This window comes from Kocuria kalidii (genome assembly GCF_044462225.1).
Classification (GTDB): Bacteria; Actinomycetota; Actinomycetes; order Actinomycetales; family Micrococcaceae; genus Kocuria; species Kocuria kalidii.
This window is the reverse complement of the sequence record NZ_JBISWJ010000003.1, coordinates 60,091-74,083: the sequence shown is the minus strand read 5'-3', so window position 1 is coordinate 74,083 and position 13,993 is coordinate 60,091. Positions and strand designations below refer to the sequence as shown.

At 74.7% G+C, this 13,993-nt stretch carries 12 protein-coding genes; 4 read left to right on the top strand and 8 right to left on the bottom strand.

Going from position 1 to position 13,993, the window contains the following annotated elements:
* The first annotated feature begins 185 nt into the window (after nucleotides 1-185).
* The 3 genes from ACH9D3_RS00390 (at nucleotide 186) to ACH9D3_RS00380 (ending at nucleotide 5,191) form a co-directional block, all read left to right on the top strand.
* Nucleotides 186-1,211 (top strand): 3-oxoacyl-ACP synthase III, encoded by a 1,026-nt coding sequence (locus ACH9D3_RS00390; protein ID WP_396409442.1) that lies wholly within the window; start codon nucleotides 186-188, stop codon nucleotides 1,209-1,211.
* A gap of 126 nt (nucleotides 1,212-1,337) precedes the next feature.
* Nucleotides 1,338-4,019, top strand: coding sequence for an alpha/beta fold hydrolase (locus tag ACH9D3_RS00385; protein WP_396409443.1), 2,682 nt, complete (start codon nucleotides 1,338-1,340; stop codon nucleotides 4,017-4,019).
* The gene (locus ACH9D3_RS00380) at nucleotides 4,016-5,191 is read left to right on the top strand and encodes an NAD-dependent epimerase/dehydratase family protein (protein ID WP_396409441.1); all 1,176 of its coding nucleotides are present in this window, start codon (nucleotides 4,016-4,018) and stop codon (nucleotides 5,189-5,191) included. The genes ACH9D3_RS00385 and ACH9D3_RS00380 overlap by 4 nt, the downstream gene beginning before the upstream one ends.
* A gap of 19 nt (nucleotides 5,192-5,210) precedes the next feature.
* On the opposite strand, the gene mutM is transcribed toward ACH9D3_RS00380, so the two are convergent.
* The 5 genes from mutM to coaD all read right to left on the bottom strand — a co-directional run bounded on the left by mutM (nucleotide 5,211) and on the right by coaD (nucleotide 8,232).
* Nucleotides 5,211-6,152 carry a bifunctional DNA-formamidopyrimidine glycosylase/DNA-(apurinic or apyrimidinic site) lyase gene (mutM, locus tag ACH9D3_RS00375; protein WP_396409440.1) on the bottom strand — a complete coding sequence of 314 codons (942 nt, stop codon included), beginning with the start codon at nucleotides 6,150-6,152 and terminating at the stop codon, nucleotides 5,211-5,213.
* Nucleotides 6,153-6,172: 20 nt separating this feature from the next.
* Nucleotides 6,173-6,871, bottom strand: a complete 699-nt coding sequence (rnc, locus tag ACH9D3_RS00370; protein WP_396400613.1) for a ribonuclease III — start codon at nucleotides 6,869-6,871, stop codon at nucleotides 6,173-6,175.
* A gap of 5 nt (nucleotides 6,872-6,876) precedes the next feature.
* Nucleotides 6,877-7,080, bottom strand: coding sequence for a 50S ribosomal protein L32 (gene rpmF, locus ACH9D3_RS00365; protein WP_058874629.1), 204 nt, complete (start codon nucleotides 7,078-7,080; stop codon nucleotides 6,877-6,879).
* A gap of 2 nt (nucleotides 7,081-7,082) precedes the next feature.
* Nucleotides 7,083-7,595 carry a YceD family protein gene (locus ACH9D3_RS00360; RefSeq protein WP_396400614.1) on the bottom strand — a complete coding sequence of 171 codons (513 nt, stop codon included), beginning with the start codon at nucleotides 7,593-7,595 and terminating at the stop codon, nucleotides 7,083-7,085.
* A 169-nt stretch (nucleotides 7,596-7,764) separates the two neighbouring features.
* Nucleotides 7,765-8,232 carry a pantetheine-phosphate adenylyltransferase gene (coaD, locus tag ACH9D3_RS00355; protein ID WP_396409439.1) on the bottom strand — a complete coding sequence of 156 codons (468 nt, stop codon included), beginning with the start codon at nucleotides 8,230-8,232 and terminating at the stop codon, nucleotides 7,765-7,767.
* Between the two features lie 55 nt (nucleotides 8,233-8,287).
* Here coaD and ACH9D3_RS00350 point away from each other — a divergent pair, with 55 nt between their 5' ends.
* The gene (locus ACH9D3_RS00350) at nucleotides 8,288-9,514 is read left to right on the top strand and encodes an aminotransferase class I/II-fold pyridoxal phosphate-dependent enzyme (RefSeq protein WP_396409438.1); all 1,227 of its coding nucleotides are present in this window, start codon (nucleotides 8,288-8,290) and stop codon (nucleotides 9,512-9,514) included.
* A 127-nt stretch (nucleotides 9,515-9,641) separates the two neighbouring features.
* Here ACH9D3_RS00350 and ACH9D3_RS00345 read toward each other — a convergent pair whose 3' ends face one another.
* The 3 genes from ACH9D3_RS00345 to ACH9D3_RS00335 form a co-directional block, all read right to left on the bottom strand.
* Nucleotides 9,642-10,967 carry a nucleotide sugar dehydrogenase gene (locus ACH9D3_RS00345; RefSeq protein WP_396409437.1) on the bottom strand — a complete coding sequence of 442 codons (1,326 nt, stop codon included), beginning with the start codon at nucleotides 10,965-10,967 and terminating at the stop codon, nucleotides 9,642-9,644.
* A 91-nt stretch (nucleotides 10,968-11,058) separates the two neighbouring features.
* A complete protein-coding gene (locus ACH9D3_RS00340; RefSeq protein ID WP_396409436.1) occupies nucleotides 11,059-11,658 on the bottom strand; it encodes an RsmD family RNA methyltransferase in 600 nt (199 codons plus the stop codon).
* A 34-nt stretch (nucleotides 11,659-11,692) separates the two neighbouring features.
* Nucleotides 11,693-13,987 (bottom strand): DEAD/DEAH box helicase, encoded by a 2,295-nt coding sequence (locus ACH9D3_RS00335; protein WP_396409435.1) that lies wholly within the window; start codon nucleotides 13,985-13,987, stop codon nucleotides 11,693-11,695.
* Nucleotides 13,988-13,993: the final 6 nt, after the last annotated feature.

The window sequence follows — 13,993 nt, the reverse complement described above, 5'->3', positions numbered from 1 at the left end:
CGACGGCCGCGGTCGGCGACGACGCGGGCGAACGATAAGCCTACAGAGAAACGACGGGGTGCGGACCCCGCGCCGGGAACCGGCGGCTAGACTGACCGCGACCAGCACGACCGCCCCTCCCCGTGACCGCGCCCTCCGTGGGCCGGCCGGGGACGTCGGCGAGACCCTAACGAAAGCCAGAGACCTTGACCGGTAATTCCTCGATCCGTCACCGCAATTCCGCCCTTCTGGCCATCACCAAGGTCGAGGCCGACGAGGTGGTGCCCTCGTCCCACGCGGACGAGGTCCTGGAGGAGACGTTCGCGCGACTGAAGATGCCGAAGGGCCTCCTCGAGCGGCTCGCGGGCGTCAACGAACGCCGCGTGTGGGCCCCGGGGCGCCACTTCACGGACGGCGCCGTGGAGGCGGGCGAGGCGGCCCTGGCGAACGCCGGTGTCCGGCCGGACCAGGTGGGGCTGCTCATCAACGCCTCGGTGACCCGTGACGGCTACGAGCCGGCCGTCTCGGTGTCCGTCCACCACCGGCTCGGACTGGCTCCCTCCGCGCTGAACTTCGACGTCACCAACGCGTGCCTCGGCTTCGTCAACGGGCTCACGATCGCCTCGACGATGATCGACTCGGGCGCGATCGACTACGCGGTCGTCGTCGCCGGCGAGGACCCGACCCCCTGGCACCGCGAGACCTACGAGCGGCTCCAGGGACCGGACGTGACCCGGGCGGACGTGGTGCGCGAGTTCGCCACCCTGACCCTCGGCTGCGGAGCGGCCGCCGCGGTGGTCGGCCCGGCCGACCGGCACCCCGAGGGCCACCGCATCGCGGGATCCGTCACGCGTTCCGCGACCGAGCACCACGGGCTGTGCATCGGCGGCTTCGACGGCATGTACACGGACGCCACGGGGCTGCTCAAGCACGGCGTGGGGCTGCTCGCGGACGCCTGGCACGACGCGCACGAGGACGGCTGGGACTGGGCCGGGATGGACCGCTACATCGGCCACCAGGTCTCCACGTCGCACACCAACAAGCTGTTCCAGGACGTCGGGATCGACCCGGAGAAGTTCCCGATCACCTTCCCCTTCTGGGGCAACGTCGCGGCCGCGGCCCTGCCGATGACCCTCGCCCTCGAGGCCGAGCGGCTCGAGCCCGACGAGCGCGTCCTGCTGCTCGGCGTGGGCTCCGGGCTCAACGCGACCTACATGGAGATCGACTGGTGATCCGCCGGCGTTGAACCGCACCACCGCACCCGCACGACCGCACCCCGGAGGAGCCCCACGACCATGGCACGCAGACGACCGTCCACGACCGCGACGACCGGGGGGCCGGGCGCGGCGCGGCTGCCCATGACGGAGGTGCCCCTGCCGGGAGTGGACCCGGCCTGGTCGCGCACGGTCACGGTCGCCTCGACCGCGCCCGTGGAACCGGTGCCCGGTCGCCGCCGTCGCTGGCACGTCCTGGACAACGCCGACTCCCTGGAGGCCGCCGGCCTGGTCCCCCGCGGAACGGTGCTCGCCGTGCACGGCAACCCCACCTGGTCCTACCTGTGGCGCGACGTCCTGGCCGCCGGCCTGGATCCGGCCAACCCGTGGCGCGTCGTGGCCGTGGACCAGCTGGACATGGGCTTCTCCGAGCGCACCGGGCTCTTCCGGCGCCTCGACGACCGGATCCGGGACCTGGCCGACCTCACCGCCGAGCTGGGCCTGGACGACGCCGAGACGCCGGTGGTGACCCTCGCCCACGACTGGGGCGGGCTGATCTCCTGCGGCTGGGCGCTGGAGCACCCGTCCGTGCACCGCGGCACGATCCTCACCAACACGGCCGTCCACCACGACGGCGCCGAGCGGATCCCCGCCTCCCTGCGCCTGGCGCTGGCCCCGGCCGCGCACCCCACGCTCACCGAGCGCACCACGGCGTTCCTCGACGTGGCCCTGGCACTGGCCGATCCGTCCCTGCCCGCGGACGTCCGGGCCGCCTACCGGGCGCCGTACGCCACGGGCGAGCGGCGCGAGGCGATCCGCCACTTCGTGGCCGACATCCCCGTCCCGGCCGACCACCCCTCCCATGCGCGCTTCGAGCGGATCGCCGCCGGCGTGGCCGGGATGGAGGTGCCCGCGCTGCTCCTCTGGGGGACCGGGGACCCCGTGTTCCAGGAGCGCTACCTCCAGGACCTCGTGCGGCGCCTGCCGCACGCCGACGTCCACCGCTTCGAGGGCGCCCAGCACCTGCTGCCCGAGGCCCGCGACATCGCCGGCCCGGTGATGGCCTGGCTCGCCGACCGGTTCGGGCCCGGCCCGGCCCGCCGCGAGCTGCACGTGCAGCGCCGGGCGACCGCCCGCGGCGAGCACGTGCCGTTCACCGCGGAGCTCGACGAGCGGCGTGCCGACCTCGGGCTCGCCGTGGTCGACATGGCCCGCGCGTCCGGCGGCGCGGGGGACCCCGCGGTCCCGGTGCGGGCGAGCCTGAGCTGGGCCGACCTCGCCGACCGCGTGGACCGCCTCGCCGCGGGCCTGGTCCGGATCGGCGTGCGCCCCGGGCACCGGGTGAACCTGATGGTCCCGCCGGGCTCCGACCTCACCGCCCTGCTCTACGCGTGCCTGCGGATCGGCGCCGTGGTGGTCGTCGCGGACACCGGCCTGGGGCCCAAGGGCCTGACCCGGGCGCTCAAGGGAGCCGGGCCGGACTGGCTGGTGGGCATCCGCAAGGCCCTCGTGGCCGGGCGGGCGCTGGGCTGGCCGGGCACCCGGATCTCCCTGGAGCGCCTCGACCCCGTCTCCCGTCGCGCCCTCGGCGTGGCCCACGACGTGCCCCGTCTGCTGGAGACGTCCGTCCGGGCGGAGCTGCCCGCCCCGGACCCCGACGCGGACGCCGTGGTGCTGTTCACCTCCGGGTCCACGGGCCCGGCCAAGGGCGTCGTCTACACCCACCGGCAGCTCTCCGCCATGCGCGACGCCGTGCGCGGCACGTACGGGCTGACGGACGGCACGGGGCTCGTGGCCGGCTTCGCGCCGTTCGCGCTGCTCGGCCCGGCGATGGGGACCACCTCGGTGACCCCCGACATGGACGTCACCGCCCCGAAGACCCTGACGGCCCGGGCCCTGGCCGACGCCGCGTCGGCGATCCGGGCGACGGCCGTGTTCCTCTCCCCCGCGGCGATCAGCAACGTCCTCGCCACCCGCCACGAACTGGACGAGGGGCAGCGGCAGGCCCTCGGCCTCGTGGAGCTCGTGCTCTCGGCCGGCGCCCCCCTCCCGGAGCAGCTGCTGGAGCAGCTGCAGGAGCTCGTGCCCGCGGCCACGCTGCACACCCCCTACGGGATGACCGAGGGGCTGCCGCTCACGGACGTCACCCTGGGCACCATCCGGCAGGCCGCACGAGACGGAGCGGGCTCCGCCGTGGCCGGCGCCGGCAACGGCGTGTGCGTGGGCACCGCCGTGCACGGCGCCGAGCTCGGCGTCACCGCCCTGCGCCCGGACGGGACCCCGGTGGACGAGATCACGACGGAGCCCGGGGTGACCGGCGAGATCGTCGCCCGCGCCCCGCACGTCAAGGACCGCTACGACCGCCTGTGGTACACGGAGCACCTCAGCACCCAGCTGCCCGGCTGGCACCGCACCGGGGACGTGGGGCACGTCGACGCCGCCGGCCGGCTGTGGGTCGAGGGCCGCCTCGCGCACGTGATCCTCTCCGCCGGAGGCGTGCTGACACCGGTGGCCGCCGAGCACGCGGCGCAGACCGTGCCCGGGGCCGGCCGCACGGCCGTCGTCGGGGTGGGCCCGGCGGGCGCCCAGGTGCCCGTGGCCGTCGTGGAGACCGTCCCGCGGGCCGAGCGCCCCGGTCCCGCCGACCCCCTGCTCTCCTGGGCCGTGCGCGCCGCCGTGCGGCGGGCCACCGGACTGGACCTCGCCGCCGTGCTCGTGGTCCCCGAGCACCCCACCGACATCCGGCACAACTCCAAGATCGACCGAGCCCTGCTGGCCGGATGGGCGGACTCCGCCCTGGCCGGAGGAAGGATCAGGAACCCGTGAACGGCAAGCACCGCCAGGACGGCGCGCACGACGACAAGGTCCCCGCCCCCGACGCCCCGTCGTCGCAGGGCGCCCCGCGGGACAACTCCGGCAGCCACGAGGCGGAGCACGGGCGGCAGGAGCTGAGCGGCGCCGGGCGCACGGTGCTCGTCACCGGGGCCTCCGGGATGCTCGGCGAGCACGTGGCCCGGCTGCTGGCCGCCCGGGACTGGACGGTCCGGCTGCTGCAGCGCCGGCACGCCCCGCTGGCCGACCAGCCGCACGTCGAGGAGGTCCTGGGCTCCGTCTCGGACCCGGACGCCGTCGCCCGTGCCATGGACGGGGTCGACGACGTCGTCCACCTCGCCGCCAAGGTCTCCTTCGCCGGGGCGTGGGACGAATTCGTGCTGACCAACGTCACCGGCACGCGGGTGGTCCTGGAGACCGCCAAGCGCGCCGGCGTGCAGAACGTCGTGTTCGTCTCCTCCCCTTCGGTCGCCCACACGGGCGAGTCGATCGTGGGCGAGAGCGCGCAGCCGGCGGATCCCGTGCACGCCCGCGGGAACTACGCCCGGTCCAAGGCCGCGGCCGAGCTGCTCGCCCTCGAGGCGGACGGCCGGGGGCTGCGGGTCGCGGCCGTGCGCCCGCACATCGTGTGGGGCCCCGGGGACACCCAGCTCGTCGAGCGGATCGTCGACCGCGCCGCGACGGGGCGGCTGCCGCTACTGGACCACGGCGCGGCGCTGATCGACACCACCTACGTGGACAACGCGGCGGAGGCGATCGTCCGCGCCCTGGAGCGCATCGACTGGTCCCACGGCAGGGCGCTGGTGGTCACGAACGGCCAGCCCCGCACCGTGGGCGAGCTCGTCGCGGGCTTCTGCCGGGCCGCCGGCGTGGACGCCCCGACCCGCCGGGTGCCGGGCGCCCTGGCCCGGCTCGCGGGCACGGTGATCGAGAAGGTGTGGGCGCTCCGCCCGGGGGCGGACGAGCCGCCGATGACGGCCTTCCTGGCCGAGCAGATGTCCACGGCGCACTGGTTCGAGCAGCGGACCACCCGCGAGGTGCTCGACTGGGCACCCGCCGTGACGGTCGAGGAGGGCATGGAGCGGCTGGCCGGGCACTACCGGACGCATCCCCGGGAGGACGCCGCGACGCCGGCCGCGGGCCCGGCCTCCGCCGGGGGCTCCTGAGCCGCTCCCGGCGGGCCGGTCAGAGCCGGGCGTTGCGGGGCGTGCGCTGGCAGACGGGGCAGCGGTACGAGGAGCGATTCATGAACTGCTCCCGGACGATCAGCGTGCTCCGGCCCTCCGCCGCGCAGCGGGGGCAGGGCAGCGCGGCCCGGCCGTAGGCGTTGAGGGAGCGGGCGAAGTACCCCGACTCCCCGTTGACGTTGACGTAGAGCGAGTCGAAGCTCGTCCCGCCGGCCGCGAGGGCACGGACCATCACCTCCCGGACGGCGGCGAGCACGCGCCGCGTCTCGGGGCGCCGGAGGGTGTCGGTGGGGCGGGCCCAGTGCAGGCGCGCCTCCCAGAGCGCCTCGTCGGCGTAGATGTTGCCGATCCCGGAGACGAGCGACTGGTCGAGCAGCGCGCGCTTGAGCCCGGTCCGTCGCCGGCGCAGCCGGTCGTGGAAGCGGTCCCCGTCGAAGGCGGGATCCAGGAGGTCCCGGGCGATGTGGGCGGCCCGGGCCGGCACCAGCGGGGCCTCCGCCGCGGAGCACCCGCCCGGTGCCCCGTCGTCGGTGGGGACGAGCCGGTCCAGGAGCATGCCGCCGAAGATCCGCTGGTCCACGAACCGCAGCTGCGCCGGGGTGCCGGGGCGCTCGGAGAGGTCCAGGCGCACCTTGAGGTGCTTCTCGTCGGGCTGCCCGGCGTCCTCGACGAGCAGCTGCCCGCTCATCCCGAGGTGGACGAGCAGCGCCTCCTGCGGCGGTGCCGCGCCGGTGCCGGTGAGGGGCAGCCACAGGAACTTGCCCCGGCGCACCGCGTCGGCGACGACCGCGCCGTCGAGCTCGTGCGCGAAGGAGACGGGCCCGGCCTCGTGGCGGCGCACCGAGCGCGGGTCCAGGACCTGCACGGACTCGATCCGGCGCCCCACCACCCAGCGCTCCACGCCGCGGCGCACGACCTCGACCTCGGGCAGCTCAGGCACGGTCGCCCCCCGGCACGCCCTCAGGCACCGCGGCGGGCCGCCAGGGCCGCGCAGGCCTGCGCCGCGGCGGAGCGCTCGGCCTCCTTCTTGGTGGTGCCGGTCCCGGTGCCGTGGTCCTGGCCCCCCACGAGCACGTGGGCCTCGTAGCGGCGGTCGTGGTCCGGGCCCGTGCCCGCCACGGCGTAGCGGACGGGTCCCAGGCCGCGGGCCGCCGCGAGCTCCTGGATCTCGGTCTTCCAGTCCCGGCCCTCGCCCAGCACGAAGTCGTCCTCCAGCAGGGGCACCACGAGCCGCAGCACGAACGCCCGGGCCGCCTCGAGCCCGGAGCTCACGTACACGGCGCCGATCAGGGCCTCCATGGTGTCGGCCAGGATCGAGGCCTTCTCGTGCCCGTTGGTGCGCACCTCGCCCTTGCCCAGGCGGATGTGCGGACCCACGTCCAGGGTCCGGGCGAGCTCGGCCAGGGTGCGGGTGCTCACCACCGCCGAGCGGATCTTCGCGAGGTTGCCCTCGGAGTCGTCGGGGTAGCGGTGGAAGATCTCGTCGGTGACCGCGAGGCCCAGCACGGAGTCACCGAGGAACTCGAGCCGTTCGTTGTGGCCCTGCCCCTCGTGCTCGTACGCGTAGGACCGGTGGGTCAGGGCAAGACGAAGCGTCCCGGCGTCGATGTCGACGCCGAGACGCTCCAGCAGGTCCTGTGGTGCCGCGGTGGGGGTCACCGTGGTCAGGCGTCGGCCACCTTGCGGCCCTTGTACTCCAGGAACAGCGCGGTCCCGGCGGAGTCGGTCACGACCTTGGCCTGGTGCGGCAGGCTGTAGCTGACCTTGCCGTTCTCGACGGTCTTGACCAGCTTCGGCGCGGTCGCCTTCCACTGGGAACGGCGTGCACGGGTGTTGGCACGGGACATTTTCCGCTTCGGAACAGCCACGGCTATCTCTCTTCTCTCGGTTCGGTCGTCTCGGTCGAGGTGTCCTGCTCGAGCAGGCCCGACAGGGCGCTCCAGCGAGGATCGAGCACCTCGTGGTGGTGTCCCGGGTCGTCCTCCAGGCGCGCGCCGCACTGGGCGCACAACCCCTGGCAGTCCTCCCGGCACACCGGTTGGAACGGCAGCTGCGTGATCACTGCGTCCCGAAGCATGGGTTCGAGGTCGATGCTCTCGTCCTGAACTTCATACATCTGGTCGTCCTCGGACTCCTCGCCACCGCCGGTGGGGGCGTCGAAGACGTAGAGCTCCTGCACGTCGACGTCCAGATCGTAGTCGATCGGGTCGAGGCACCGGCTGCACTCGCCGTGGATGACCACGCCGGCCGTGCCGGACACCAGGATCCCGTCGTGGACGGATTCCAGCCGGAGGTCCAGGTCGATGTCCGAGCCCTCCGGGGCGCCGATGAGTGCGTTGCCGAAGTTTTCCGGCGCGGGCACAACCTCCTCCAGGAGCCGCATCGTCCCCGGGCGGTGCTCGAGGTCCCGGACACCGATGGTGAGGGGCGAACTGTTCTCGCGACTGATGACTGACTCCTGGTGAAATTCTGACCGACGGACCATGTTAGCGTGCCCTGCCGCGCGTTCTCAAACGGGAGGACTCGCGGCGCCCGGGACCGAGCGGGCCCGCTCAGTCCCGGAGGGCCCGCAGCACGTGCGCCGGCACGTATCCGGAGACGTCCCCGCCGAGGCCCTGGACCTCCTTCACGAGCGTCGAGGACAGGTGCAGGAACTGCGGGTCCCCGGGCAGGAACACCGTCTCCACCGCCGTGAGGTGGCGGTTCATGGTGGCCATCGGCACCTCGTACTCGTAGTCCTCCCCCGAGCGCAGACCCTTGACCAGGGCGACCGCGCCGCGGTGGGCCGCGTACTCCGCGAGCAGGCCTGCGCCCATGGGCTCGACAACGACGCCGGCGATGCCCGCGAGGCTCTCCTCGACCAGGGCCAGCCGCCGCTCCTCGTCGAAGCGGTAGCGCTTGTGCGGGTTCGTGGAGACCGCGACCACGACCTCGTCGAAGAGGGCCGCGGCGCGCGCGACGACCGCCACGTGGCCGTTGTGGACGGGATCGAAGGAGCCGGGGCAGATCGCTCGGTGCATGGCTGCCATCCTAGGCCCGCTCCGCCCGGGGCCGCGGGACCCTAGACTGGCCGCCATGGATGCCAACGACGCCGCCGTCCCGCCCCCGCCCGGCCCCCCGTGGGAGCGGATGGCCCGCGGGGGCGGTCTGCTGACCGGCACCGGGGAGCTCTCCGGGACCGTCTTCGAGGAGATGTCGCGGCTGGCCGCACGGACGGGCGCCATCAACCTGGGGCAGGGCTTCCCGGACGTCGACGGGCCGCCGGAGATGCTGGACGCGGCGGTCGCCGCGCTGCACGGCGGCGGCAACCAGTACTCCCCGGTGGCGGGGCTCCCGCTGCTGCAGGAGGCCGTCGCCGAGCACCAGCGGCGCTGCTACGGGATCGACCTGGACCCGGGCTCCGGCGTCGTCGTGACCGTGGGCGCGTCGGAGGGCCTGGCCGCGAGTCTGCTCGCGTTCCTGCGGCCCGGGGACGAGGTGGTCACGTTCGAGCCGCACTACGACCTCTACGGTGCCGTCGTGCAGTTCGCGGGCGCACGCCTGGTCACGGTCCCCCTCGAGCCGCCGCGCTTCGCCCCCGACCTCGACCGCCTCGCCGCGGCCTTCGGGCCCCGCACCCGCATGGTGATCCTCAACGACCCGCACAATCCCACGGGCACCGTGCTCGACGACGCCGTGCTGGCCCGCGTGGCCGAGCTGGCCGCCGAGCACGACTGCGTGGTGGTGACCGACGAGGTCTACGAGCACCTGCGCTACACCGGCCCGCACCGGCCGCTGGCCGCGCTGCCGGGGGCCTTCGAGCGGACCCTCACCGTGTCCTCGGTGGGCAAGACCTTCTCGGCCACGGGCTGGCGCGTGGGCTGGGTCAGCGGCCCGGCCCATCTCGTGGGCCCGGTGCGCGCCACCAAGGCCTACCTCACGCACAGCGCCGCCACGCCCCTGCAGATCGGTGCGACCACCGCCCTGGGCCTGCCCGGTGCGTTCTACGAGCGGCTCACGGAGGACTTCCGGCGCCGCCGCGACGTGCTCGTGCGGGGTCTGGCCGCGGCGGGCGCGGCACCCCTCGAGCCGCAGGGCACCTTCTTCGTCGTGGCGGACGTGCGCGGGCTGTGCGAGCGCCACGGGGTCGAGGACGCGGCGCAGCTGGCCCCGGTGCTGGCCGAGCGGGCCGGCGTGGTGGGCGTGCCCGTGCCGGCCCTCGCCTCCGAACGGCACCGGGAGCTGTACGCGTCCTGGATGCGCTTCTCCTTCGGCAAGCGCCTGGACGTCCTGGAACGGGCCGGGCGGCAGCTGGCCGGCTGAGCCGGTCGGCACCGGCACGCCCCGGGTCCCGCCCCGTGCCGGATCGCCACCGCGGTCCCGGATCCCCGCCGCCAGGGCTCCCCGGGGGTGCGGGGGCGACGGGACGCCGCGCCCGCCGGACCGGGGCTCAGACCCCGGCCGCCCGGCGGCCGAGGGCGCGGTAGGTGAAGCCGGCGGCGGTCCAGCGCTCGGGGTCGAGCACGTTGCGCCCGTCGAGGATCTGCGGGACGGCCACCAGCGGGTCGAGCTGCTCGGGCGTGAGGGCCTTGAACTCCGCCCACTCGGTCAGCAGGACCACGACCTCCGCCCCGGTCACGGCCGCCTCCAGGGAGTCGACGTAGTCCAGGCGCGGATACCGCTTGGCCGCGTTGGCGTTGGCCTTCGGGTCGTAGACGGCCACCTCCGCCCCGATCGAGTGCAGCCGGGCGGCGATGTCCAGGGCCGGGGAGTCGCGCACGTCGTCGGAGTCGGGCTTGAAGGCCGCCCCCAGCACGGCCACCTGCTTGCCCACCACGGACCCGCCGAGCATCTGCGTGACCGTCTCCACGGTGTGCCCGCGGCGGCGGACGTTGATGTCGTCGACCTCGGCGAGGAAGCGCACCGCCTGCTCGACCCCCAGCTCCGCGGCCCTGGCGCGCAGGGCACGGATGTCCTTGGGCAGGCAGCCGCCGCCGAAGCCGACCCCGGCGTTGAGGAACTTCCGTCCGATCCGCTCGTCGAGGCCGATCGCGTCCGCCAGGGTGCGGATGTCCCCGCCCACCGTCTCGGTGAGCTCGGACAGGGCGTTGATGAAGGAGATCTTCGTGGCCAGGAAGGCGTTGGCCGCGACCTTCACCAGCTCGGCGGTCTCGTAGTCGGTGACGATCAGCGGGACCCCCGCCTCCAGCTGCCGGGCGTAGACCCGGCGCATCACCGCCTCGGCGGCCGCGTCCTCCGCACCCAGCACCATGCGGTCCGGGGTCAGGGTGTCGGCCACGGCGTAGCCCTCGCGCAGGAACTCGGGGTTCCACACCAGCGAGACCTCCACCCCGTCCCGGGCGGAGGCCCTCGCCAGATCCGCCAGCCGGCGGGCGGAGCCGACCGGGACCGTGGACTTGCCCGCGATCACGCAGTCCTTGGTGGCGGCCGCGGCGATCGAGCCGACGGCGGCGTCGACGTAGCGCATGTCCGCGGCGAAGGACCCGGCCCGCTGCGGAGTGCCCACCCCCACGAAGTGCACGTCGCCGAAGGCCCCGGCCTCCTCGTAGGACGTGGTGAAGCGCAGCCGCCCTCCGGCCACGTGCTTGCGCAGCAGCTCGCCCAGGCCCGGCTCGTGGAAGGGCAGCTCACCGCGGGACAGGGCGTCGACCTTCTCCGGGTCCACGTCCACCCCCAGCACCTCGAAGCCCATCTCCGCCATCGACGCGGCGTGCGTGGCCCCCAGATAGCCCGTACCCAGAACCGTGATCCTCATGGACGTCCTCCGTTCCTCCCGGGCCGGTGGCCCGTGCTCGATGATGCCTGTCGCATCTTGCCAAAGCGGCTGCGCGCGGCGCGGCAGGTGCTCAGTCCGGCGCGCCGGTCGACGGTGACGATGTGACGTCCGTCTCGGCGAACCAGGTGGTCGTCTCCCCGTGCCGCCGGTGCTCGAAGCGGTGCAGGCCCGGCGGCCAGCCCGGTTCCGGGGAGCGGGAGGAGCGCTCGACGACCACCACCCCGCCGGGCCGCAGCCGGCCGGTCAGCGGTGCGAGGCTCGCCGAGAGCTCCGCCTCCGGCAGCGGATAGGGCGGGTCGGCCAGCACGAGGTCCCACGGGCCCGCGGCGGGATCCGCCAGGTAGGCGCCGACGGCCCCGTGCCGGACCTCGACGACGTCGTCGCGCCCCAGGGCCCCGTGGACCACCGCGGCGTTGGCCCGGCAGACCCGCACCGCGGGTGGGTGCCGCTCCACCAGGGTCACGGCGGACGCGCCGCGGCTCGCCGCCTCGCAGCCCAGGGCCCCCGAGCCGGCGAACAGGTCCAGGACCCGGGCGTCCTCGAGCATCCCCCACGCCTCGAGGCGCGCGAAGAGCGACTCCTTGACCCGGTCGGTCGTGGGCCGGGTGCCCTGGCCCGGCACGGACCGCAGGCGCAGCCCGCCGGCGGCACCGGCGATGATCCGGCTCATGCGGTCTCCTTCCCCGTCCTCGGCGGCACGGGCCTCATCCCCGGTCCAGGAACGCCTCGGCGTCCGGGTCGAGATAGCGTTCGATGGCCTCGGCCAGCTCCGGGTGCTCGAGCAGTCCCGGGTCCTCGCCGAGAAGAGCCACGGCGTCCCGGCGGGCGCGCTCGATGAGCTCGGCGTCGTCGAGCGCCCGGAGCAGGCGCAGCGTCGAGCGGCCCCCGGACTGCGCGGCGCCGAGGATGTCGCCCTCGCGGCGCAGCTCGAGGTCCGCCCGGGCCAGTGCGAAACCGTCGGTGGATCCGGCCACCACCTCGATCCGCGCCCGGGACGGGTGCTCGGCCGGGCGCCGGGTGACGAGCAGGCACGTCCCGGCGTGCCCGCCCCGTCCGATCCGCCCGCGCAGCTGGTGGAGCTGGGAGATGCCGAACCGGTCGGCGTCGACGATGACCATGAGGGTCGCGTTGGGGACGTCCACGCCGACCTCGACCACGGTGGTGCACACGAGCAGCTGCACGTCCCCCGCGGCGAACTCCTCCATGAGGCGGGACTTGCGGTCCGTGTCGAGCCGGCCGTGCAGCACCTCGGCGCGCACGCCCGCCAGGACGGGCTCGGCCGCGATCAGCTCGGCCAGCCACGTGACGGACGCCATCGGCCCCTCGGTCTCCTCGTCCTCCGACGCCGCGGCGCGGGCCGACTCCGCGAGGGAGGCGGCGGGCGGAGGATCCTCGTCGTCGCCGATCTTGGGGGCGACGACGTAGACCTGCCGGCCCGCGTCGATCTCCTCGCGGGCGCGCCGCCACAGGCGCTGCTCCCACCCCGGGTGCTCCACGAGCCCCACGGTGTGGGTCGCGATCGGCTGCCGGCCCGCGGGCAGCTGGTCGAGGACGGAGACGTCCAGGTCCCCGAAGACGGTCATCGCCACGGTGCGCGGAATGGGGGTGGCGGTCATCACCAGCAGGTGCGGGGGCCGGCCGGCCTTGTCCCGCAGCCGGTCGCGCTGCTCCACGCCGAAGCGGTGCTGCTCGTCCACCACGACCAGCCCGAGGTCGGCGAACTGGACGACCTCGGAGAGCAGCGCGTGGGTGCCGATGACGATCCCGGCCTCCCCCGAGGCGATCTGCAGCAGCGCGCGCCTGCGCGCGGCGGCGCCCATCGACCCGGTGAGCAGCACCACCTGCGTGCCGTCCGGGTCCCCGCCGAGCTGGCCGCCGTGCGCGAGCGGGCCGAGGGCGCGGACCACGGAGCCGTGGTGCTGGGCGGCGAGCACCTCGGTGGGTGCCAGCAGGGCGGCCTGCGCCCCGGAGTCCACGACCTGGAGCATGGCGCGCAGGGCCACGAGCGTCTTGCCCGCGCCGACGTCCCCCTGGAGCAGCCGGTTCATGGGACGGCTCCCGGCCAGCTCTGCGGCGAGCTCCTCCCCCACGGCCCGCTGCCCGGCGGTGAGCTCGAACGGCAGACCGGTGTCGAACGTCGCGAGCATCCCGTCGGCGACGCCCGGGCGGGGGGTCGTGGGGTGGGCGGCGAGCTCGACCCGGCGGCGGGCCAGGGCGCACTGGAGCAGGAACGCCTCCTGGTAGCGGAACCGGCGGCGCGCCTCCCCGTGGGCGCGGGTGTCCCGGGGACGGTGGACCTGCCAGTACGCTTCCTCGAGCCCCATGAGCCGCTCCCGCTCGCGGATCCCGTCCGGCAGCGGGTCCGGGACCGCCCCGAAGTCCACGACCGGCAGCAGCGAGTGCACCACCCGGGCGATCTTGTCCGTGGTCAGCTTGGCCGTGGCCGGGTAGATCGGGATGGGCCGGCCGGCGCGCTCCTCGGCGGTCTCCCCGGCCTCCGGGGCGTCGGGGTCGAGGATCGCGTAGTGCGGGTTCGTCATGGTCACGTCGCCGTTGTACAGCCCGACCTTCCCGGAGAACAGGGCGTGGGTGCCCGGCGGCAGGTCCCTGGCGGCGGTCCACGCGTTGAAGAAGCTCAGGCGCATGGTGCGGCCCGGACCCGGATCACCGTCCGCGAACAGGCGCCCGGGGTCCGACGACGCACGGTCCGTGATCACCACGTCCGTGATCGAACCGCGCCGGGAGCGCATCTGGCGGGTGGAGGCGTGCACGACCTCGGCCACGATCGTCACCTGCTGGTCGATGCGCAGCTCCGAGAACGGCGTCAGCTCGCCCCGCGGCATGTACCTGCGGGGGAAGTGGTCGAGCAGCTGCCCGATCGTGGACACCGACAGCTGCCGGGCCAGCTGGTCCGCCGTGGTCCGGCCCAGCAGCCCGGCCAGCGGCTGGTCGAACTCGGAGACCGGTCCGGGGAAGGCCCCGCCGTGGGAGCGGGCCATCTCAGG

Coding starts and splice junctions, on each gene's coding strand:
- ACH9D3_RS00385 (WP_396409443.1), top strand. CDS start 1,338: ATGACGGAGGTGCCCCTGCCGGGAGTGGACCCGGCCTGGTCGCGCACG.
- ACH9D3_RS00360 (WP_396400614.1), bottom strand. CDS start 7,595: ATGCGGCTCCTGGAGGAGGTTGTGCCCGCGCCGGAAAACTTCGGCAAC.
- coaD (WP_396409439.1), bottom strand. CDS start 8,232: ATGCACCGAGCGATCTGCCCCGGCTCCTTCGATCCCGTCCACAACGGC.
- ACH9D3_RS00350 (WP_396409438.1), top strand. CDS start 8,288: ATGGATGCCAACGACGCCGCCGTCCCGCCCCCGCCCGGCCCCCCGTGG.
- ACH9D3_RS00345 (WP_396409437.1), bottom strand. CDS start 10,967: ATGAGGATCACGGTTCTGGGTACGGGCTATCTGGGGGCCACGCACGCC.
- ACH9D3_RS00340 (WP_396409436.1), bottom strand. CDS start 11,658: ATGAGCCGGATCATCGCCGGTGCCGCCGGCGGGCTGCGCCTGCGGTCC.
- ACH9D3_RS00335 (WP_396409435.1), bottom strand. CDS start 13,987: ATGGCCCGCTCCCACGGCGGGGCCTTCCCCGGACCGGTCTCCGAGTTC.